The 18960-nt window shown below is 62.5% G+C and carries 20 protein-coding genes and 1 tRNA gene; 12 read left to right on the forward strand and 9 right to left on the reverse strand.

Translation table 11 applies throughout. The features are described from left to right. Positions 1-9: 9 nt before the first annotated feature. The 3 genes from HY852_RS24700 to HY852_RS24710 form a co-directional block, all read right to left on the reverse strand. Positions 10-555, reverse strand: coding sequence for a hypothetical protein (locus HY852_RS24700; protein ID WP_291607525.1), 546 nt, complete (start codon positions 553-555; stop codon positions 10-12). Next, positions 500-850 (reverse strand): hypothetical protein, encoded by a 351-nt coding sequence (locus tag HY852_RS24705; RefSeq protein ID WP_291607526.1) that lies wholly within the window; start codon positions 848-850, stop codon positions 500-502. Before HY852_RS24705 ends, HY852_RS24700 begins: the two co-directional genes overlap by 56 nt. 159 nt (positions 851-1009) lie before the next feature. Continuing rightward, positions 1010-1600 carry a formyltransferase family protein gene (locus HY852_RS24710; protein WP_291607527.1) on the reverse strand — a complete coding sequence of 197 codons (591 nt, stop codon included), beginning with the start codon at positions 1598-1600 and terminating at the stop codon, positions 1010-1012. A gap of 172 nt (positions 1601-1772) precedes the next feature. On the opposite strand from HY852_RS24710, the gene HY852_RS24715 reads away from it, so the two are divergent. After that, positions 1773-1952 (forward strand): hypothetical protein, encoded by a 180-nt coding sequence (locus HY852_RS24715; protein ID WP_291607528.1) that lies wholly within the window; start codon positions 1773-1775, stop codon positions 1950-1952. A gap of 328 nt (positions 1953-2280) precedes the next feature. Here HY852_RS24715 and HY852_RS24720 read toward each other — a convergent pair whose 3' ends face one another. Further along, positions 2281-2466: a hypothetical protein gene (locus HY852_RS24720; RefSeq protein WP_291607529.1), complete on the reverse strand. Its 186-nt coding sequence runs from the start codon at positions 2464-2466 to the stop codon at positions 2281-2283. Positions 2467-3094: 628 nt separating this feature from the next. Here HY852_RS24720 and HY852_RS24725 point away from each other — a divergent pair. The 7 genes from HY852_RS24725 to HY852_RS28005 all read left to right on the forward strand — a co-directional run bounded on the left by HY852_RS24725 (position 3095) and on the right by HY852_RS28005 (position 7158). After that, positions 3095-3337, forward strand: coding sequence for a hypothetical protein (locus HY852_RS24725; RefSeq protein WP_291607530.1), 243 nt, complete (start codon positions 3095-3097; stop codon positions 3335-3337). Between the two features lie 242 nt (positions 3338-3579). After that, positions 3580-3655: transfer RNA gene (locus HY852_RS24730), tRNA-Lys, on the forward strand. Between the two features lie 497 nt (positions 3656-4152). Beyond that, a complete protein-coding gene (locus HY852_RS24735) occupies positions 4153-4251 on the forward strand; it encodes a PEPxxWA-CTERM sorting domain-containing protein (protein ID WP_291607569.1) in 99 nt (32 codons plus the stop codon). A 584-nt stretch (positions 4252-4835) separates the two neighbouring features. Continuing rightward, positions 4836-5117 (forward strand): hypothetical protein, encoded by a 282-nt coding sequence (locus HY852_RS24740; RefSeq protein WP_291607531.1) that lies wholly within the window; start codon positions 4836-4838, stop codon positions 5115-5117. A gap of 316 nt (positions 5118-5433) precedes the next feature. After that, positions 5434-5688 (forward strand): hypothetical protein, encoded by a 255-nt coding sequence (locus tag HY852_RS24745; RefSeq protein WP_291607532.1) that lies wholly within the window; start codon positions 5434-5436, stop codon positions 5686-5688. 597 nt (positions 5689-6285) lie between these two features. Beyond that, positions 6286-6516: a hypothetical protein gene (locus tag HY852_RS24750; RefSeq protein WP_291607533.1), complete on the forward strand. Its 231-nt coding sequence runs from the start codon at positions 6286-6288 to the stop codon at positions 6514-6516. Positions 6517-6762: 246 nt separating this feature from the next. Next, positions 6763-7158 carry an SH3 domain-containing protein gene (locus HY852_RS28005; RefSeq protein ID WP_367116421.1) on the forward strand — a complete coding sequence of 132 codons (396 nt, stop codon included), beginning with the start codon at positions 6763-6765 and terminating at the stop codon, positions 7156-7158. Positions 7159-7226: 68 nt separating this feature from the next. Here the strand turns inward: HY852_RS28005 and HY852_RS24755 are convergent, their stop codons facing one another. Then, positions 7227-9914 (reverse strand): glycosyltransferase, encoded by a 2688-nt coding sequence (locus HY852_RS24755; protein WP_291607534.1) that lies wholly within the window; start codon positions 9912-9914, stop codon positions 7227-7229. Positions 9915-10101: 187 nt separating this feature from the next. Next, positions 10102-10665 (reverse strand): beta-1-3, beta-1-6-glucan biosynthesis protein, encoded by a 564-nt coding sequence (locus HY852_RS24760; protein ID WP_291607570.1) that lies wholly within the window; start codon positions 10663-10665, stop codon positions 10102-10104. A 322-nt stretch (positions 10666-10987) separates the two neighbouring features. Here HY852_RS24760 and HY852_RS24765 point away from each other — a divergent pair, with 322 nt between their 5' ends. Then, positions 10988-12544 carry a beta-(1-6) glucans synthase gene (locus tag HY852_RS24765; protein WP_291607535.1) on the forward strand — a complete coding sequence of 519 codons (1557 nt, stop codon included), beginning with the start codon at positions 10988-10990 and terminating at the stop codon, positions 12542-12544. Here the strand turns inward: HY852_RS24765 and HY852_RS24770 are convergent. Beyond that, a complete protein-coding gene (locus HY852_RS24770) occupies positions 12504-12884 on the reverse strand; it encodes a hypothetical protein (protein WP_291607536.1) in 381 nt (126 codons plus the stop codon). The genes HY852_RS24765 and HY852_RS24770 overlap by 41 nt on opposite strands. Positions 12885-12995: 111 nt before the next feature. Further along, on the reverse strand, positions 12996-14201 hold the full coding sequence (locus tag HY852_RS24775; protein ID WP_291607537.1) for a hypothetical protein: 1206 nt from the start codon (positions 14199-14201) through the stop codon (positions 12996-12998). Between the two features lie 211 nt (positions 14202-14412). On the opposite strand from HY852_RS24775, the gene glmU reads away from it, so the two are divergent. After that, positions 14413-15768, forward strand: coding sequence for a bifunctional UDP-N-acetylglucosamine diphosphorylase/glucosamine-1-phosphate N-acetyltransferase GlmU (gene glmU / locus HY852_RS24780; RefSeq protein WP_291607538.1), 1356 nt, complete (start codon positions 14413-14415; stop codon positions 15766-15768). 28 nt (positions 15769-15796) lie between these two features. On the opposite strand, the gene HY852_RS24785 is transcribed toward glmU, so the two are convergent. After that, positions 15797-16006, reverse strand: coding sequence for a hypothetical protein (locus tag HY852_RS24785; protein WP_291607539.1), 210 nt, complete (start codon positions 16004-16006; stop codon positions 15797-15799). A gap of 247 nt (positions 16007-16253) precedes the next feature. Here HY852_RS24785 and glmS point away from each other — a divergent pair, with 247 nt between their 5' ends. Together glmS and HY852_RS24795 are read left to right on the forward strand one after the other, a co-directional pair. Further along, complete coding sequence (glmS, locus tag HY852_RS24790; protein ID WP_291607541.1) at positions 16254-18080, forward strand: glutamine--fructose-6-phosphate transaminase (isomerizing); 1827 nt, start codon at positions 16254-16256, stop codon at positions 18078-18080. Between the two features lie 88 nt (positions 18081-18168). Continuing rightward, positions 18169-18939, forward strand: a complete 771-nt coding sequence (locus tag HY852_RS24795) for a DUF502 domain-containing protein (RefSeq protein WP_291607542.1) — start codon at positions 18169-18171, stop codon at positions 18937-18939. Positions 18940-18960: the final 21 nt, after the last annotated feature.

Raw genomic sequence — 18960 nt, forward strand, 5'->3', positions numbered from 1 at the left:
GCTGTCTTGTCATCGTGACAGCGCGATGTTCGCGCCGCGGAATTGGCTGTCGGCCCGGATCGAAACGCTCTGCCTGTTGCCGCGCGTCGCCAGCGAAAGATTGGCATTGAACCCGGCTGCGCTGACCAGGACCTGGAAATTGCCGCCGCCGCCACGCCCCTGCAGCGTGCCGCCGATGTTGCGGCTGGATTCGGTCCAGTTGCCGGTGATCGTGTTGCCTTCCGCGGTGACATCGGCGGCAAGAAGGAATTTGTAGGCGTCGCTGGCGCAAGTCAGCGACATGCTCATGTTGGGGCCGCTGGGCGCATATCTGGCCCGGCAACGGATTCGCTCCGTCGAGCCGTCTTCGAGGCTTACCGTGCCGCTGCCGCTCCAGTTCCCTGCCATGCCCGCGAACGGACCCGACTGGGCCTCCGAGGAAGAACCTGAAATCGAGGCCAGAAACAAAACGGCGGCCGCGATGAGCGGCCGCCGGATCATGCCGACAACTGTGATTGGCTTATTGGCGCGCTGCTTCCCACCGGCCGCTGCACGGTATGCCCGCTGATGCACCATTCCACTTTCCCGATCCGGCGTTGCCATTGAGTTGACCGTTGGCATATGCACCGTTGATCGAAACCCGGACAAGGCCTTCACGTCCGATCGTCCCGGTCACGTCGGCGCCAGAGGCGGAAATCTTGCCGTCCGTTACCTTGAGTGTCGAGCTCGCGGTCGGTTCGCAGCTTCCAGTGTTCGTTCTTATGGTGACATGCCAGAGCCCGTCATATGGGCTTTCCGCAAACGCGGGAGAAGTGACCGAGGCGACGAGAATAGAAACGGCAAGAATCGATGCAATGCGGTCAAAGCGCATGAACTCAAAGTCCCCGTGTGTGTCTGATGCGTTCGCTTATTCCCATCAAATATGACAAAAATGTGCTGCGACGCAATAATGGAATTTTCTCCTTTGGGAACAAGCGCATAAAGGTTACTTCGATCCCCGCTTTCAGCCGCGGGACGTCGAGGTTCAAGGTTAATGCGACAGGCTGGGGGCCTGGGTCGCGAACTGTTCGTCCTGGGGCTTGGCGGGCAGGGAGTTGTGGGTGATGGCGTAATCGATCACTGCGGCGAGCAGTTTCTGGCCAAGGGGCGCCAGCGCGCGCTCCCACAGCTCGCGCGCCGACTCGCCCTTCTTCACAAAGCACCACTCCTGCGCCGCAATGGCGCCGGCGTCCATGCGATCGGCGAGGTGATAGATCGTCCCGCCGGCGATCGGATCGCCTTCCTTGATTGTCCATTCCACCGCTGCAATCCCGCGGTGACGGGGCAGGAGCGAGGGATGATAGCCGATGCCGCCAAGTCGGGCGGCGGCCAAGGCCTCCTTGCTGACTCGCGCGTGGCTGTGGGCGGTGACGATCAGGTCGGTGTTCGGGGCGATCTCGGACGCGACAACGAGTTTCGGATTGGCCTGGACCGTGACCTCGATGCCGGCGGCGCGCGCGGTCGCGGCGAGCCGGTCCTCGCTGTCGGCGACCACGACCCGAACCGGCTGCAAGCCGCGCTCCTTGAGCATGTTGAGGGTGGTCACGCCGAAATGGCGCGAGCCGACAAGGGTAATACGCATGGGTCCGGATTCCGTTTGGCGAGTACAGCGGCCCCGTCGATAACACGTCGGCCGGCGCTGTCACCCCCGCTGGGACACGGCGTACCTGTTATCAACAGAGGGGGGCGGGGCTCGGTGCTGAACCTTGGGCCGGTTATTTCCCTCAAAACGGCGCCAGCGGAGGGCCGAAGACATGCAGAGATGGCAGAAACTGATGTTGATGAGTGCGGCAAGCTCTGCGCTGCTCATCTATGAGATCACGACCGCGACGGAGGCGACGAGCCAGGCCCTTGCCGTCCTGCAATACGGCTTTCTCGCCTGCGCGCTGATCGGGCTTGTCGGCTCGCTCGTCATGTACGTTCAGCAAGAATGATACGGAAAGCCGTCGAGACCTGATCGCCAGTTTAGCCACCTCAGGCGCCCCTTACATTGCGTCGAGGCACGTGAGTTTGCTCCGGCGAATCATGTTTGCATTGCAAGGAAGGGCACGGCCTCACCTTTCGGGGGGTGGGGGCTGGTGGGGCGAGGCCGTGCAGGCCATTTAACATTGCCCGCCGGATCAATGCGCGGCGTCGAACTAGGTTCCGGGAGGCGATGAAAGTCATCTGCTCAAGAATATGGGCAGCGGTCTGATTGTTCTGTCCGTCCCGCGCCGCAAATCCGACGCTGGCCCACCAAGCATGGAGCTCCCCGGTTCAGGTTCACGTATCGCCGTCCGCGATCCTGCCTGCGATGACGCTCTCCAGCTCCGCGGCCATCTGACGGAGGTCGTCGGCCAGTTTGGCAAACGTTTCCCGCTTCGCTGTGTCGCCGGCGAGCATGCTGATCAGCGTGCAGTCTTCGGCATCGGTGCGGAGCTTTTCGAGCTTTTCCAGGAGATCTTTCATCGCCGGCGATCATGCACGACGCCGGGCGCCGGGAGCGTTCCGAAGTGCACACAAGAATGAAATACTCAGCAAAGCGAACTTTTCCGCGCCGAGCCCATATACCCGCACTTTTTCATGATGCGGACCAAGCCAGTGGGAGCCAGGCCGCATTCCTGCGGGCAGCGTACGTGAAACCAATGCCGGACTTTCTCCGTCGCCTCTGGCAAGCGGACGAACCCGCTCCGTCAACAGTCGCTGATTAGCGATCGCTCTGATCACTCCAGCATGGCCGAATTCGCTCGTATCCTGCAGGAGGAGCGCCGCAGGCACAGGCAGGATGCATGAACCGCCGACGCGGGACTTCGGCAGTGATCATCCCGCGTTCAAACGGCGCAACGCTGAATGCTGGCAAGTTCCGAGCAAGCAGCGGATTCCTTTTCCTTCACTGGTCAGCTATCCCCAAGCCGCAGGTCTGCTCTGGCTTCTGGCCCATTGCGAACAACGCGAGAGTCACCATCTCTCAATTCCGCATCGATCAGGGACTCGTTGCAGGGGGGGCTTGGAGGTCGCTGATCGTTCAAGCTCGGGCTTTTCCCGCTCATCGCGACCATGCCGGGGCGGCAATTTTTTGGGACATCGAACCATAAGCATGCGGAAGGCAATCGAACTGATCGTGGACGGCTATGTCCGGCTGCACAACCGCGGCGCTCTCGAAGAGCTGCGGATGCACCGGCGCAAAATGGCGGTCGAACTGAAGGGAAAGACCGGGTTTGATTACAGCAAGACCATCAACCAGATCGAAGATGAGATCGTGGTGATCGAGGCTGGCTTGAACAGGCTGGAGGCGGGGCAGGGCGTGGATTCACATCAGGGCAGTTCTCTTCAGGATTGAGCCGCAGAGGTATCGCATCCGGGCACAGGCACATCGTCGGACCTGAACCGTGCAGCGGGGACCCGTAGGCCAGCCGACCCTTTCTGCCGGCCATTGGTCGTGGATGACGGGTGTCGCCACGGACTGAAGAACTTCCGCTAACAGTCAGAATTACTTGGGAATCTCTGGGGCGCGGCGCCACTTTTCAGCCTCCGGCGCTATTGACCAGCAAGCTTCCGCCCCCTACACAGCGCGGGCTAAGCGAGCGCGTAGCTCAGACGGTAGAGCACGTGACTTTTAATCACGGGGTCCTGGGTTCGAGCCCCAGCGCGCTCACCATAATCATTACATAACGCAAGCTGTTACGCGAGATTAGAAGAGCATTTTGCTTTAGCTTCGGCGACCGCGAGGGTGCACACAGCAGCCATCGGCGGGGTGCTTCCCGAAGGAACAACTGATCCCGAACACGGCTTGTCTCATGGGCCGCGTCGTCCGCGCCCGCCGCCCCGGCGGCGATCCGATGCAGGAGGCAGATAATGTTCGAGACCGAAATCGAGCGCCAGATCCGCCGCGATACACTGATTTATAAGATATCGGTTGCCGGGTTGCTGACCGTCCTCACCGGATCGTTCTTCATGATCTTTGCGGCTTAGCGTCGGAACCCCGGGGGGCGACAATAGCGATTGACCCCGCTTGCGGCGGGGCTGGACAGCCGGATTGGCTGGACCATCGTCGACGAGCCTCCTCCCGGACTCGGAAGTTATTATGCGCTGGGGTCGCTGAACTATACGGAGCAGGCTCCCGTCGTGAAGCTGGAGTCCAGCGTCGTCACTGGCGTGCCCGAACCCTCCACATGGGCGATGATGATACTCGGCTTCGCTGGCCTCGGATTGGTGGCGTATCGGCGCAGGAAGATCGCACTCGGAGCTGCGTAATCTTGCAATCCCCAACTCTGGAGCGGCTTTCAGGGCTATGCACGACTCGCCCATCGGCATTGTGGTGGCTGTCCCGTGATGACCACTCACCGTCGGCGAGATGACGCGGACGGGCATCCGCGACGTGCTGATCTGACGTGCTGATCTAATGCGCCGACTATCACTGCAGCCGCTCGTTTGCGATGAAAGCCGACCACTGGCTTGAACACGTCGAACTGTCCGACATCGTGTGCAAGGCGTGCGGCATACGCGTCGCGGATGTGCGGCCGAAGTTTTTGCGGGAGAGCGGAGCTGCGGCGGATCATCGGCAGGCCGGCAGGGGCTGGGCTTGTTGCATAAGAGATCGAAACCGTCTTCGAGGGACCCCATACGGCTCCCTGCAGGCCTTCTGAGTCTGAAATTTCCGGCCGCTATCCCGGCGGAGTCGTCCAAACCAGTACCTGACCCGTCCGGTTCCGCGCGGAACCATTGTTCGCTTTGTCGCTTAACAAGTATCGGCGTGCTCCGACGCATCCTCTCGTGGTTCGAGATGATGGAGCGCGAGAGGCCGACATTGGGCAGATGGAGCAATGGCGGGGAACGGAGTGGAAATCGACTACTTGCGCCGTCGAATCGAGGACCAGATCGAGCTGATCGGAAAGCTCATCTGCGAGGACAAGAAGGCGGACCACGCCATGGGCGTACTGGACGCGCTCACGACGAGGCTGCTCAAAGAGCAAGCGCATCTTTCCGAGTCCATGCGATCGCGCTTTTCAGAGGAACCTTCATCGCACCCGCGCTTAGTTTGTAATGGAAAAGCCGTCCCCGGCAATGCTCAGAGCGTTGCGTCAAGCGCAGCTATACGGCCACCTGGTTGCCAGAAGTGACAGGCTCTACCACCCTGGCGGTAATCACCCGATCTGTGGCCTGCCGACTGCACAGGAGATGGTCAGATCGGGCTGGCTCATCGTGCGAGACGGCAGGTACGAAATAACGCCCGAGGGAATGACGGCCGCAGCAGCGGAACCCGACCGCAGCCGCTAAGTTCCGAGATGCACCGGCTTGCGCGATCTAGTTCCGCGGCCGGAACCATCTACATGTGCCGAAGTTAAGGTAACGGGCCACCCTATGCCCCCAGCCCAGTGGCCCAGGTACGGCCCTGCTCTCGCCATCCGGTGGGGAGCGGGGCCGTGCTTCGGCAGAATGTCGCTGATCCATTCGCGCAATCCGGTATACTGGCGCATGGATCTGCGGCTCAGTCGCGAACACCTCGTTCAAGCGGAGCGCCACATCGCGCTCAGCGACAAGGCTATTGCCCGGCAAATTCAGATCATTGATGAGCTGGAGGTCGGGGGCCATCCTACGGTTCTGGCTCTTGACTTGTTGGCTACCTTCCACGCCGCTCGAGCCATACACGTCGCTCACCGCGATCTCATTCGCAAGGAGCTGGAGCCGTAAGCTGGTGACCGGCAAGCACTCTCGCCGAAATCGCTGGGTGGATCGGCCAGTCCGAGATCCGCGCGGGCTGCATCGACGTCTGGTGCTTCGCCTACCCCGTCATTGGTTAGAAACTTGAGGCTCTGGCGCCCCGAGGCTGCAAGGTCAGCGCGTCGTTAATGTCGGTTCGGTCAGCTGATTTGGGTTGGTCGGCTCGCCCGCCGACCTCTGGGCGCCAGGTTCAGCACTTGGATCTTGCGTCTTTTCGTCTGCAGACAGCCGAGCGCGCATCGCCCTGGGGTAGGTGGAAGACGTGGCGCTCAGTCTGTCCGGCCGCGCGGCGGTGCGGCTTTTCGATGGAATCACCATCCGCTTAACGAACCCTCTTCATCTCGAATACGAGATAGATTGCGTCTTTCGACGCGAAAGCTCGGAGCTATGCTTTGCAAGGCCGTGCGCTGCCCCTCTAACTGACTCCGGCAGGTCGCCGCCCAAGCGCGTCGATCTCGCGCTTGCTCCAGCCGGAGAACCGACTGGACGAAACAATTTGTTGTCGTGGTTCGGTTATGCACGGACGCCTGGCCATGAGGGGCTGAGGCAGAAAGGGAGCCTGGTCATATGCACGATTTCAAAGCCGACCTGGAACGGATCCGGGCCGCATTTGTGGAAGAGCGTCGACGGATTGCCCGGTCCGCGATCACCGTCGCTGAGGCCCACAAGGCACCGCATCCGAGCACCAGCATGTGTGTGGACATTCGCGCACTGCAGGAAACGATTGAGGTAATCGATCGCGCGATCGCAGATGAGAATCGTCTGGCGCCGACAAGCTCGAAGCCGGTGATGGGTTAGCTCCGGCGAGTTGGGTCGCTCCTGGCAGCGTTCCCGCGCCGAGAGCGCGGTGTCAGCTTACGCTATTGATCTCGCTCGTGTGCGGGTCTGGCACACGCAAGCAGGCAAGCTATTGAATTGAATCCGCATTCGAGGCCAAAATCCCACGGAGTTTGCGAGTTTGACAATTTCCGAGCTTAGGGAAATCTGATTGCGGGTGCCGGAGGCCGTCACGAAAGGTTGTGGTCTCAACTGGGGCGAAACAAGATGAATTTTGGTCGGAAGCTATTGACGCTGGTTCTCCTTACCGCGACCGCCATTGCGATTCCTGGTGCCCTCGCACAGCCCGGAAGTGCCGGCGGCAGCATCGGGAATGACGAGAAATCCATTTCCGGCTCGCGCCTGGACTTGCCATCAACCGGTCCTGATCGATCGTCGCGCCGTGGCGATCCTGCCAATTGTACCGTCGCCGATCCGACCTCCACACCGCTTAATGTTCGGACATCGCCACATGGAAAGATCGTCGGGACCGTCGCCAACGGAGTGCGAGTCAGGGTCTTGGATGAGGCACGAGATGGTCGCGGCGAGCAATGGGCGTACATCGCCGACGCAGCCTCAAGGCCAGTCGGTTGGGTGTTCAAGGAATATCTTGCGTGCAGGTAGCCGACCGAACGGGTCGAAGCGAAATTGCTAGCCCTTCGGGACGCTGTTGTGAGCGTCCCTCTGGATCCTCACCGCACCTCTCGATGCACCTCGGACGGCACCGACTGCGTGGAGCGGGCAACCGTCGGCAATGTGACCGGACGCAGGCCGATCAGCTCCGCCGTCCGCACCGCGCTGTTGCGCCAGAAGTCGAACGAGTTGATGCGCGAAATCTCGAGGATCGCAATCGCGACCGCCGACAGGAACGGCAGGCTCTCCAGCACCAGCACCGCGGCGAAAATGTAGATCTCGTGGATCTGCTTGTAGCTGTTGGATGCGATCAGCACGCCGGCGCCGACGAGCAGCAGCACGCCGATGACGGCCTCCCAGAACGCCTGGAACTCGATCGACATGCTCGACAGGCCGCCCTTGGAGGTGCGCGCAAAGGCGAGGTGTTCGGTGATCAGGCCCTGCGCGACGGCGCGCGAAACCGTCCACTGCACGCTCATCGCGGCGACCATGGCGCCCAGCATCTGGCCGGTCTTCACGGGCACGCGCAGGCGATACATCGCCAGGAAGTGGATGAGCGAGACCAGGAAGGCAGCGATGATCGGCAGCGTGAGGATCTGGTCGGGAATGGCAATGTCGGCGAACGCCACGATCGGGACCCAGACGAGGTTCAACAGCGCGACCAGGACGCCGAGGCTCTCGGCGCCAAGCCAGTTGAGCCAGCCCAGCGAATATTCGCGCTTCTGATCCGAGGTGAGACGGCTCGCGCCTGGCAGGAAACGCCGCCAGTGCTTCTTGACGATCTGGAAGCCGCCATAGGCCCAGCGATGGCGTTGCTTCTTGAACGCCTCATAGGTGTCGGGCAACAGCCCCTGGCCGTAGCGATGGTTGGTGTAGTGGGTGACCCAGCCGAGCTCCTGGATCGCAAGGCCGAGATCGCTATCCTCGCAGATCGTGTCGCTGGACCAGCCGCCCGCCATGTCCATGGCCGAGCGCCGGATCAGGCACATGGTGCCGTGCACGATGATGGCGTTGCATTCGTTGCGCTGCACCATTCCAATATCGAAGAAGCCGGCATATTCCCCGTTCATGATGTAGTGCATGATCGAGGTGTCTTCGTCCCGATGATCCTGCGGCGCCTGCACGAGACCCACGCGGGGATCGGCGAAGGCAGGCACGAGGTCCTTCAGCCAGTCCGGATCGACAACATAGTCGGCGTCGAGGATGCCGATGATTTCGGCATCCGCCGCCGTGCGGTCCATGGCGATGCGCAGCGCGCCGGCCTTGAAGCCCTGAACCTTCTCGGCGTGGATGAACTTGAAGCGCTCGCCAAGCGCGCGACAGTGATCCTGGATCGGCTGCCAGAACGCCGGATCGGGCGTGTTGTTGATAATGACCACGCATTCGTAGTTCGGGTAGTCGAGCCGGGCCAGCGCGTCGAGCGTCTGCTTGAGCATGTCGACCGGCTCGTAATAGGCGGGAATGTGGATAGAGACCTTCGGGAAGTAGCCGGATTCGGCGATGGCGGCCTTTTCCTTGGTCAGCAGGCGGCGGGTCGGCCGGCCGAGCGCCACGGCTGCGATCTCCTCGACCCGAGCCATTGCGATCGCAACCAGAGGCACCAGGAGGATCAGGCCGAGGGTGAGTGCAAAGGCCGAGCCGAATAAGAAGTAGTGCCCGTTCCAATAGGCGAATATCGTCGCGATCCAGGCGCCGACGCCGTTGGCGGCACCTGACAGCAGGAACGCCTGGCGCGGGGTCGGCTGCGGCAGGCGCAGAATAGGCAATGAGACCAGGAAGCCGACAAGCAGCGCGATGGCGGCGAGCTTCCAGTAATCCTGGTTCACCGCCGGTCCGGTCCAGGAAAACTTCGGCTCGCGCGCGGCGTTCAGAAAGCCCCAATACGGGCCGACGCCGCCTTCAAAAAACTTCCAGGGCTGGTCGATCGCCTCGACGATGTTGTACTCCATGCCGATCGCTTCGGCGCGGCTGACGAAGTTGCGCAGGGTCAGGGTCTGCTCGAACGGACCGGGGTTGGCGGCCTTGAGATTATACCCGGCGCTCGGCCAGCCGAATTCGGCGATCACGATGCGCTTGCCAGGAAAGGCGTCACGCAGCTTCTGATAGATGATCATCGCCTGATCGACGGCTTTCTTCTCCGAAAAGCCTTCCCAGTAAGGAAGAATATGGGCGGCGATGAAATCGACTGATGAAGCGAGGCTAGGGCGATTTTGCTCGGCAGCTTGTACAGAGTCGTCTTGCCAAATATTCCAGATCTCGCCGGTGGTGACAGGGATGCTCACCTGACGTTTGACTTGCTTGATCAGCTCGATGAGGTGATCGACCTTCAGTTCTCCGCGATACTGAGTCTCGTTACCGACTACAATGCCGATCACATTGCTGTTGCGGCGGGCGAGTTCGATCGCGGATTTGATCTCGCGCTGGTTGCGCTCCTCGTCCTTGTCGATCCACGCGCCCACCGTCACTTTCAGTCCGAATTCGGCGGCGATCGCCGGCACCAGTTCGTTACCTTCCGTCGAGGAGTACGAGCGGATGGCACGCGTCATGGTCGAGAGTTTTTTTAGATCGGCCCGAATCCTCTCGGGGTCGACGATGCTGTCGACGACGTGGCCTGGTTCAAACGGCGTATAGGAGGCGCTCTGTAGCTTACCGGTGAAATCGGGGGCGTCGACCTTCTCGCGCAGGGCTCCCCATATGCCCGCGTGAAGCGCGGACACAAGCAACAAAACGGCGACGACGGCGCGCATCGCAACAAGACCATGTGGGGCTTAGAGGGCAGGGAAACGGATCCGACCCCGAGATCCGACCAAGTCGGCGGCAAGAACGACCATATCTGTGCAGCGCCTGTTAACAATGGGTATGACGCCATGGCGTTTTAAGGGCGCTGCAACCGCCGCCGCAAAAAATACGGGATCGTTTCTGAACGCAGTCTGACTATTTGGACGGCGGCTGGGCCGGGGCCGCTGCGGCAGCGGGTGCCGCGGGAGCCGGCGCGGCGGCACCGGGGGCGGGCGCCTGCGCCGCAGTCGTTTGCGGCTGTGCTGCCGGGTTGATCCAGCAGGCATGGACGCGGCTGGTCAGGCTGTCCGGCACCTTGTTGTCTATCTGCGTCGCGAAACGGGTGAGACACCGGAACGTCGCCTGGATGTGGCCGCCGGGGCAGCCGAAACGATCATAAAGGTCGAGGTGGCGGAAGGCAGTGTCGAGATCGTCGCGCCAGACCAGGACGACGACCCTGCGGCCGATCCACACGCATTCCGGGTTGCCGGCCGGCCCGTTGATGGCCTGGGCGGCCTCGGCGAACTCATCGGTCCGGCGCTGGTTCTGGGCGGCGGTGTCCTTGGAGGCGTCGGCGGGTGCGGCGGCGGGCTTGCCGTCCTGGGCGCGGAGATCGCCGCTCTGTGCGATGGCGCTTCCGATACCGAGGAGAATGGCAAAAGAGGGAACGGCGAGATGCCGTAGGATTACATTTGGTAACTGAACGAGCCGTCGACCCATAAATTCCCCGATTTGTTGCTGGCCGCCGCGAGGTGCGGACGCGCCGGTCATGGCGCCCAAATAGGTCTCCAATGCGGCGGAAACGTCGCGCAGAATCCCATGACTTGGATTTGAGATTTTGTCCAGCAAAGTCACTGCGCTATCTGGTGGTCGAAGAGCCGCAGGCCCGCCCAGGGCTCGGCAAGTGGTAGATTGGAAGCTGCAGCCCCTTGGCAGATGGCCAAGGACCGGGTAATCGACGGACCCTTCGCGGAGGACGGAACCGATTTCACTTCGTACGCCACTGGCGCTGCTGCTCATCTCGCTGGGTGCGATTGCTGCCTTGTGGTGGTGGCTGGCCACGCCAATCACGCTGTCGCGCGCGCCAATCGACCCCAGCGCCAAGCTGCAATGCGTTTCCTACGCGCCATTCCGCGGCGACCAGACGCCGCTGGATCCGACCACGCATATCGATGTCGGACAGATCGAGCAGGATCTCAAGCAACTCGTCCAGATTACCGATTGCGTGCGGACCTACTCGATCGAGAACGGGCTCGACCAGGTCCCCTCGGTCGCGGCCAAAGTCGGGCTCAAGGTGATCCAGGGCATCTGGCTCGGCAGCGATCGTTTCAAGAACCTGGCCCAGGTCGCGGTCGCGGTCGATTTGACCAAGGATTATCCGGGCACCATCACCTCGCTGGTGGTCGGCAATGAGGTGCTGCTCCGTGGGGAGATGACGGCGTCCGATCTCGCCGCGATCATCCGCTCGGTGAAGGCCCAGGTCGCCGTTCCTGTCACCTATGCCGATGTCTGGGAATACTGGCTGAAGAACCGTGAGATCTACGACGCGGTCGACTTCGTCACGATTCACATCCTGCCTTACTGGGAGGATTTTCCGATCCGGGCGAAATTCGCATCCGCCCACGTCAATTCGATCCGCCAGCGCATGGCGGTGGCCTTTCCCGGCAAGGAGATCCTGATCGGGGAGACCGGCTGGCCGAGCGAGGGGCGGATGCGCGAGGGCGCGCTGCCGTCGCGCGCCAACCAGGCGCGCGTGGTGTCTGAAATCCTCAGCCTGGCGAAGGCGCAGAACTTCCGCGTCAACCTGATCGAGGCCTATGACCAGCCCTGGAAGCGTCAGCTCGAGGGCACGGTCGGCGGTTATTGGGGCTTTATCGATTCGGTACATCGAACCTTGAAATATCCGCCGAACCAGGCGATCACCAATTATCCGCTCTGGAAGTGGTACATGGGTGCTGGCATGGGTCTGAGCGTGCTGGTATTTGGCGCCGCGCTTCTGACCCTGCGCCGCAGGCCCTGGACGCCGCGTTTCACCTCATGGCTGGGCGTCGGGATTGCGGCGACGAGCGCCGGCATGCTGCTCGGTATTGCCGCGGACAAGATGTATTATGAGAGCTACGGCTTCGGCGGCTGGCTGCAATGGGGCGCGTTGCTCGCGGCCGGCATTGCCTCGCCCTTGCTCTGCGCCAATGCCCTGATGTCGGGGCGCGGCCTGCCGACGTTCCTCGACCTGCTTGGCCCGCGCAACGGCAAAACACGGCCGTTACTTGCGATCCTGCTCGCGTTCACGCTCGCGGTCACCGCGCTGATCGCCTCGGAGACCGTGCTCGGGTTCGTTTTCGATCCGCGCTACCGCGACTTCCCCTTCGCCTCGCTGACCATGGCGGTGGTGCCGTTTGCGCTGTTGCTGGTGAATCGGCCGCAGACCGGCACGCGTCCGATGGCGGAAGCCGTGTTCGCGGGTCTGTTGACGATCTCGGCGCTCTACACGCTGTACAACGAGGGCCGCGACAACTGGCAGTCGCTGTGGACCTGCGCGGTCTATCTGTTGTTCGCGTTCACGCTGTGGCGGGCGCGGGTCGAGCAAATCCAAGAATAAGCAGCCCGATCGCAATACCCGATAGGGCAATGTTGTAGAGTACGATCCCGAGCCCGGCGGCGACCACGCCGCCGGTCAGAAGAACGATCGAAGGCCGCATCACGTGCAGCGCCGCAATGACGAGCGCGACGATGCCGAATACCGAGTTCTTGAACAACACCGTCGAGACCGAGCGCGCCTTGCAGATGGCGGTCTGCAGACCTGCATCGCAGGCCAGCGCGACCTGGGAGAACTCGATGGCGAGATAGCGCAGGTAAAGCGCGTAGCCGACGGTGAGAAAACCGACGATCAACAGGAACTGGACCTGATAGGGCGTCAGCCGGAAGGGGGTCTTTTTCATGCGCGCAATATGGTCGGGAATGTCTGGGCGGGCAACCCGGCAAAAGAGACTGCCGAACTGGATGAGTTCGCCGCGGCAACGCTCTGACAAGGCACAAGTTTTTTCGCCTGGCTACCTCCGGCCGAAGAATGAGGAGAGCGTCGAAGGCGGCTCCGGCTTCGCCGGGGGCGGGTCTTCGCTCTTCGGCCGTTTGGCCGATGTCCGACGCTGCTGGTTGGCCGACGACTTCGCGGCGCTGGGCTGCGGCTTCTCCTCGGTCTTCATCGCAAGCCGCTGGCCGTCAAAGACAGTGGTCTCGCAGCCCCGCTCGCTCTCGGCCAATGTGGCGCAGATCTTCGCTGCCGCGGCGGCGTCCAAGAGAGGACCTGCACCCAGCCGAAGCTGCATGCCAAGACCGGACTGGCTCTCCCGGACCATGATGATCGGGTGCAGCGGTGCGAGATCCGGGTTTGCCTTGACCAGGCCGCGCCACAGCGCTCGCAACCCGCCGACGGAATTGGCGCTGCCAAGATCGACGGCAAACTCGGTTCGCTGCACCGGGATCTTGGGCAGATCCGCCTGTGCGGCTTGTGCCGGCTCAGGCTCGTTGACGGCCGGGCTGGCGGCGGTCTCGGCGGGAGGCGCCGTCTCGGTCTTGGCCTTTGCAGCTTTCTCCGGCTGTACCAGCTTCGTCGCCGCCGGGTCGGGTGGGGACATGATTGATTTGGACGAGACGAGCGAGTTCGAAGCGGCAGGTGCGGTTGCGACTGGTAGCGGCGAAGTGGTCGCTTGCTCGGCCGGGCCGGTCTCGGCACGCGGCTTTTCCGCTGCAGGCGTGGATGCGACCGGCGCGACGGCAGGCGCAGCGGTCTGAGGAGCAGGCGACGGCGGCGCAGATGAGGGGTCGGAGATCGCCATCTGTGGTCTTGATGCGCCGAGCGGAGTCGATGCCGCGCTCTGCTTGGCGATGGTCCCGGTGACGGAATCGAGTCCCTGCTCGAGCACGGTGACGCGCGTATAGAGCCGATCGCGATCGTTGTTCAACGTCTCGATCGCGGTAGCCAGCCGGCGGGCTTCGTTCTGGGTTTCGCGGGCAAGCTGCTGGATCTGTTGCGCCTGCCGCGCGAGATCGGCGGCAGCGGCCTGCTCGCGGCGCCAGCCGAGCTGGGCCTGGTTGGTCATCACGGCGATCACGATGGCGCCGACGGCCGCGAAGCCCCAGGTGCCAAGCCGCCACATCAGGCGGCGATCGAACTCGTTCTCCTCAGCGAGGAAGCCGGAGAAAAGCCCGCCGGTATTCTCCAAGGTGCCGGCCTGTGGGTCGGAATCCTTTGCCATCCAAAATGCCCAGCCCTGTCAGGCTCCCCGAATCAATTAGGGAACTTTAACAGGAAATGCGGCGACGACTTGAATCCCCGGCGTTTGCGAGGAGGCAAAAAGGCTTTATGACGGCACCAGACGCCAGCCGCGGCGAAAGCCAAAGATCGGCTGACGATCAGCCAAGGTATCAGGCGAAGGATTCAGGCCAAGGGTCAGGTTGAGTATTCGGATGACCGCTCGCTCAAGTCTCACGATCGTTCTCGCAGCCGGCGAGGGTACGCGCATGCGGTCGAGCCTTCCGAAGGTGCTGCACCCCGTCGCCGGCCAGCCGCTGCTCGCGCATGTCCTGGCGGCCGCGCCGCAGGGCGCTGGCGCTTCGCTTGCAGTGGTGATCGGTCCGGACCATGGCGCCGTTACCGCCGAAGTGAAGCGTATCAGGCCGGACGCGGCCACGTTCGTCCAGCAGGAGCGACTTGGGACCGCACATGCCGTGCTTGCGGCGCGCGAGGCGATCGAGCGCGGAGTCGATGACCTTCTCGTCGCCTTCGGCGACACGCCGCTGATTTCCGCCGAGACCTTCGAGCGCCTGCGGTCGCCGCTCAAGCAAGGCGCGGCGCTCGCGGTGCTTGGCTTCCGTGCAGCCGATCCGACCGGATACGGCCGACTCGTCGTTCAGGATGACCGGCTGGTTGCGATCCGCGAGCAGGCCGATGCCAGCGCGGAGGAGCGCAAGATCACGCTGTGCAATGCCGGCGTCATGGCCTTCGATGGGCGTAAGGCGCTGGCGATTCTCAAGAAGATCGGCAGCGCCAATGCCAAAGGCGAGTATTATCTGACGGACGCGGTTGGCATCGTCCGCGAGCAGGGATTAGAGGCCGTGGTGATCGAAACCAGCGAAGACGAAGTGCGCGGCATCAACACCAAGGCGCAGCTTGCGGAGGCAGAGGCCGTGATGCAGGACAAGCTGCGGAAGGCTGCCATGGAGGCAGGCGTGACGCTGATCGCGCCGGAGACCGTCTATCTTGCCGCCGACACCAGCTTCGGCAAGGACGTGACCATCGAGCCGTTCGTCGTGATCGGCCCTCGCGTGTCGATCGGCGACGGCGCCGTGATCCATTCCTTCTCGCATATCGTCGAAGCAACGATCGGGAAGAACGCGTCCGTGGGTCCCTATGCGCGGTTGCGGCCGGGCACCTCGCTCGGCGAGGGTGCCCGCATCGGCAATTTCGTGGAGACCAAGGCGGCAACGTTGGAGGCCGGCGTCAAGGTCAACCATCTCTCCTACATCGGAGACGCGAGCGTCGGCGCCAATTCCAACATTGGGGCCGGCACCATTACCTGCAACTACGATGGCTTCTCAAAGCATCGGACGACAATCGGGAAGGGCGCGTTCGTCGGCACCAACTCCTCGCTGGTAGCGCCGGTGACGATCGGCGACGGTGCCTATATCGGCTCGGGTTCCGTCATCACCCGCGACGTACCTGACGACGCGATGGCGCTGGAGCGCAATCAGCAAACCATCCGCGAGGGTGGAGCGGCCCGCTATCGAGAGATAAAGACACGCGGCAAGAAATCAAAATCGTGATCGAGAGCAGCTCGCGCGCAGGGCGCCATCAATCGTCGGACAGGTCCGTGAAGAGCGATCGCGTCAGGCGCGTCCCACGCCGGTGGGCGAGTTGTCGCCGCGGCTCCTTGACCTTGCGCTTCGCCTGGGAGGCATCGGACTCCTTGGCGCGCATCGGCGGCGGCCAATGGGCCAGACGCAGATTCGCCTTTTCGCTTTCCAGGGCAGCTGCGTCTTCCTTCTCTTCGGATTCGGTCATGGCCAGTTCTCCTCGAGATCGGTCATCGTGCGGGAAATCGGTTGAGGGCGGGTTAAGTCCGGCGGCTGAAATCGACGAATTGCCGGTAAGACGGCACGGGGGCCGAGTTAACCAGTCTCACTGGATGCGCCATTTTACCCTGTCGCAATCCGCAATAATTATTGAGTATCTGGACTCTCGCCAATTTAGTTAAGGAATGCGCGCGTCGTTTTGATCGCTTTTCGACGAATTGAAGGAATTGATCCGCATGTGCGGAATTGTCGGCATTCTTGGACGAGCTCCGGTCGCTGAGCAGCTTGTTGATTCGCTCAAGCGACTCGAATACCGCGGCTACGACTCGGCCGGAGTCGCCACGATCGAGGGCGACCACCTGGAGCGTTGCCGTGCTGAGGGCAAGCTCAAGAATCTCGAGGCGCGGCTGCGGGCCGCGCCACTGAACGGCCACACCGGGATCGGGCACACGCGTTGGGCAACCCATGGCAAGCCGACCGAGCACAATGCTCATCCGCATGCGACGGAAAACGTCGCCGTCGTCCACAACGGCATCATCGAGAATTTTCGCGAGCTGAGGATGGAGCTCGAAAAGCAGGGCGCGATGTTCGCCAGCGAGACCGACAGCGAGGTCGTTGCGCATCTCGTCAACTCGTATCTGCTCAAGGGCTGCTCGCCGGAGGAAGCGGTCGAGGCGTCGCTGCCGCGGCTGCGCGGCGCATTTGCGCTGGCCTTCCTGTTCAAGGGCCATGAAGATCTCTTGATCGGTGCCCGCAAGGGCTCGCCGCTGGCGATCGGCTATGGCGACGGCGAGATGTATCTCGGCTCGGATGCGATCGCGCTTGCGCCCTTCACCGACACCATCAGCTATCTCGAGGACGGCGACTGGGCCGTGCTGTCGCGCGAGAAGGGTGTGATCCATGACGCGCGCGGCGCAGTCGTCCATCGCGAGGTGCTGAAATCGGGTGCATCGTCCTTCCTGATCGACAAGGCCAATTACCGGCACTTCATGGCGAAGGAGATCCACGAGCAGCCGGAAGTGGTCGGCCATACGCTGGCGCGCTATGTCGACATGGCCGCCGAACGCGTATCGATCCCGGTGAAGTTGCCGTTCGACTTCAAGGACATCCAGCGGATTTCGATCACGGCCTGCGGCACCGCGAGCTATGCCGGTTATGTCGCCAAGTACTGGTTCGAGCGTCTCGCCCGGGTGCCTGTCGAGATCGACGTCGCTTCCGAGTTCCGCTATCGCGAGGCGCCGCTGCGCAGAGGAGATCTCGCGATCTTCATCTCGCAATCGGGCGAGACCGCCGACACGCTGGCGGCCCTGCGGTACGCCAAGGCGGAGGGCATGCACACCGTCTCCGTCGTCAACGTGCCGACCTCGACGATAGCGCGCGAGAGCGAGACCGTGCTGCAGACGCTGGCGGGTCCCGAAATCGGCGTCGCCTCGACCAAGGCCTTCACCTGCCAGCTCATGGTACTGGCCGCGCTTGCGGTTGCCGCCGGCAAAGCGCGCGGCGAATTGTCCGATGCGGACGAGGCCAAGCTCGTCCATGGCCTGATCGAGATTCCGCGCCTGATCGCGGCCGCGCTGACGACCGAGCCGCAGATCGAAAAACTCGCGCGCGAGATCGCCAAATCCCGTGACGTGCTTTATCTCGGCCGCGGCACCAGCTACCCGCTCGCGTTGGAGGGCGCGCTCAAGCTCAAGGAAATCTCCTACATCCACGCGGAAGCCTATGCCGCCGGCGAGCTCAAGCACGGGCCGATCGCGCTGATCGACGAGAATATGCCGGTCGTGGTGATCGCGCCGTTCGACCGGGTCTTCGAAAAGACCGTATCGAACATGCAGGAAGTCGCGGCGCGGGGCGGCAAGATCATTCTGATGACGGATGCCAAGGGCGTGGCCGAGGCGACCGTCGATTCCCTCGTCACCATTGTGCTGCCGGATATGGCGGCGACCTTCACGCCGATGGTTTATGCCATTCCGGTACAGCTCCTTGCCTACCACACCGCCGTGGTCATGGGCACCGACGTGGACCAGCCGCGCAACCTCGCGAAGTCGGTGACCGTCGAATAGGCACGCCGGCAGGTTTCGTCACTTCGTGATCTTCAAAAATCTGCTAGAAGATCATAGGTGAAGGTGCCTAGATCGACCTGGAACCCGAATGACCGACGAGAACTTTCCACCCGCGCCTCCAGCAGATTTGCCGCCGGAAACTCATACCGGCCTGATGGGCAGATTCCGCAATTACTTCCTGACAGGTCTCGTCGTCACCGGCCCGATCGCGATCACGATCTACCTGATCTGGTGGTTCGTCACCTGGGTCGACGGTTTGGTGCGGCCCTTTGTTCCCCAGGCGTACCGGCCGGAGACGTATCTGCCCTTCTCAGTGCCGGGGTCCGGATTGGTGGTCGCCGTCATCGCCCTGACGCTGCTTGGCTTCCTTGCCGCCAACCTGATCGGACGCACGCTGGTCGATGTCGGAGAGAGGCTGCTCGGCCGCATCCCGGCGGTGCGCGCAATTTATCGTGGCCTGAAGCAGGTCTTCGAGACGCTGTTTTCGGGGAAGGGTTCGAGCTTTCGCCGGGTGGGGTTGGTCGAGTTCCCCTCGCCGGGCATGTGGTCGATCGTGCTGATCTCGCAGTCGCCGAGCGCCGATGTCGCCAAGAGCCTGCCGGGAGAGGAGGAGCACATCTCCGTGTTTTTGCCGTGCTCTCCGAACCCGACCACGGGCTTTTTCTTCTACGTGCCGAAGAGCAAGATCATCGAGGTCGATCTGACCGCCGAGGACGCCGCGACGCTGATCATGTCGGCCGGCGTGGTGCAGCCGGGCGCGGTTGACCCGAAGAAGGTCGCGGCCCTTGCCGGCGTGGCGAATGCCGCCCGCATTGCCAACACTCCGGCCCTGAACCCCGAGCCCGCGAAAGTGGACTGACGGGCGCTCCAAGGGGGGCTC

Origin of the sequence: Bradyrhizobium sp. (assembly GCF_016213215.1) — a bacterium.
In the GTDB taxonomy this organism is placed as follows: Bacteria; Pseudomonadota; Alphaproteobacteria; order Rhizobiales; family Xanthobacteraceae; genus Bradyrhizobium.

Bases quoted from the DNA above. Each gene is read 5' to 3' on its own strand.
- HY852_RS24700 (WP_291607525.1), bottom strand. From the start codon at position 555: ATGGTGCATCAGCGGGCATACCGTGCAGCGGCCGGTGGGAAGCAGCGC.
- HY852_RS24705 (WP_291607526.1), bottom strand. From the start codon at position 850: ATGCGCTTTGACCGCATTGCATCGATTCTTGCCGTTTCTATTCTCGTC.
- HY852_RS24710 (WP_291607527.1), bottom strand. From the start codon at position 1,600: ATGCGTATTACCCTTGTCGGCTCGCGCCATTTCGGCGTGACCACCCTC.
- HY852_RS24715 (WP_291607528.1), top strand. From the start codon at position 1,773: ATGCAGAGATGGCAGAAACTGATGTTGATGAGTGCGGCAAGCTCTGCG.
- HY852_RS24720 (WP_291607529.1), bottom strand. From the start codon at position 2,466: ATGAAAGATCTCCTGGAAAAGCTCGAAAAGCTCCGCACCGATGCCGAA.
- HY852_RS24725 (WP_291607530.1), top strand. From the start codon at position 3,095: ATGCGGAAGGCAATCGAACTGATCGTGGACGGCTATGTCCGGCTGCAC.
- HY852_RS24745 (WP_291607532.1), top strand. From the start codon at position 5,434: ATGTCGCTGATCCATTCGCGCAATCCGGTATACTGGCGCATGGATCTG.
- HY852_RS24750 (WP_291607533.1), top strand. From the start codon at position 6,286: ATGCACGATTTCAAAGCCGACCTGGAACGGATCCGGGCCGCATTTGTG.
- HY852_RS28005 (WP_367116421.1), top strand. From the start codon at position 6,763: ATGAATTTTGGTCGGAAGCTATTGACGCTGGTTCTCCTTACCGCGACC.
- HY852_RS24755 (WP_291607534.1), bottom strand. From the start codon at position 9,914: ATGCGCGCCGTCGTCGCCGTTTTGTTGCTTGTGTCCGCGCTTCACGCG.
- HY852_RS24760 (WP_291607570.1), bottom strand. From the start codon at position 10,665: ATGGGTCGACGGCTCGTTCAGTTACCAAATGTAATCCTACGGCATCTC.
- HY852_RS24770 (WP_291607536.1), bottom strand. From the start codon at position 12,884: ATGAAAAAGACCCCCTTCCGGCTGACGCCCTATCAGGTCCAGTTCCTG.
- HY852_RS24775 (WP_291607537.1), bottom strand. From the start codon at position 14,201: ATGGCAAAGGATTCCGACCCACAGGCCGGCACCTTGGAGAATACCGGC.
- glmU (WP_291607538.1), top strand. From the start codon at position 14,413: ATGACCGCTCGCTCAAGTCTCACGATCGTTCTCGCAGCCGGCGAGGGT.
- HY852_RS24785 (WP_291607539.1), bottom strand. From the start codon at position 16,006: ATGACCGAATCCGAAGAGAAGGAAGACGCAGCTGCCCTGGAAAGCGAA.
- glmS (WP_291607541.1), top strand. From the start codon at position 16,254: ATGTGCGGAATTGTCGGCATTCTTGGACGAGCTCCGGTCGCTGAGCAG.
- HY852_RS24795 (WP_291607542.1), top strand. From the start codon at position 18,169: ATGACCGACGAGAACTTTCCACCCGCGCCTCCAGCAGATTTGCCGCCG.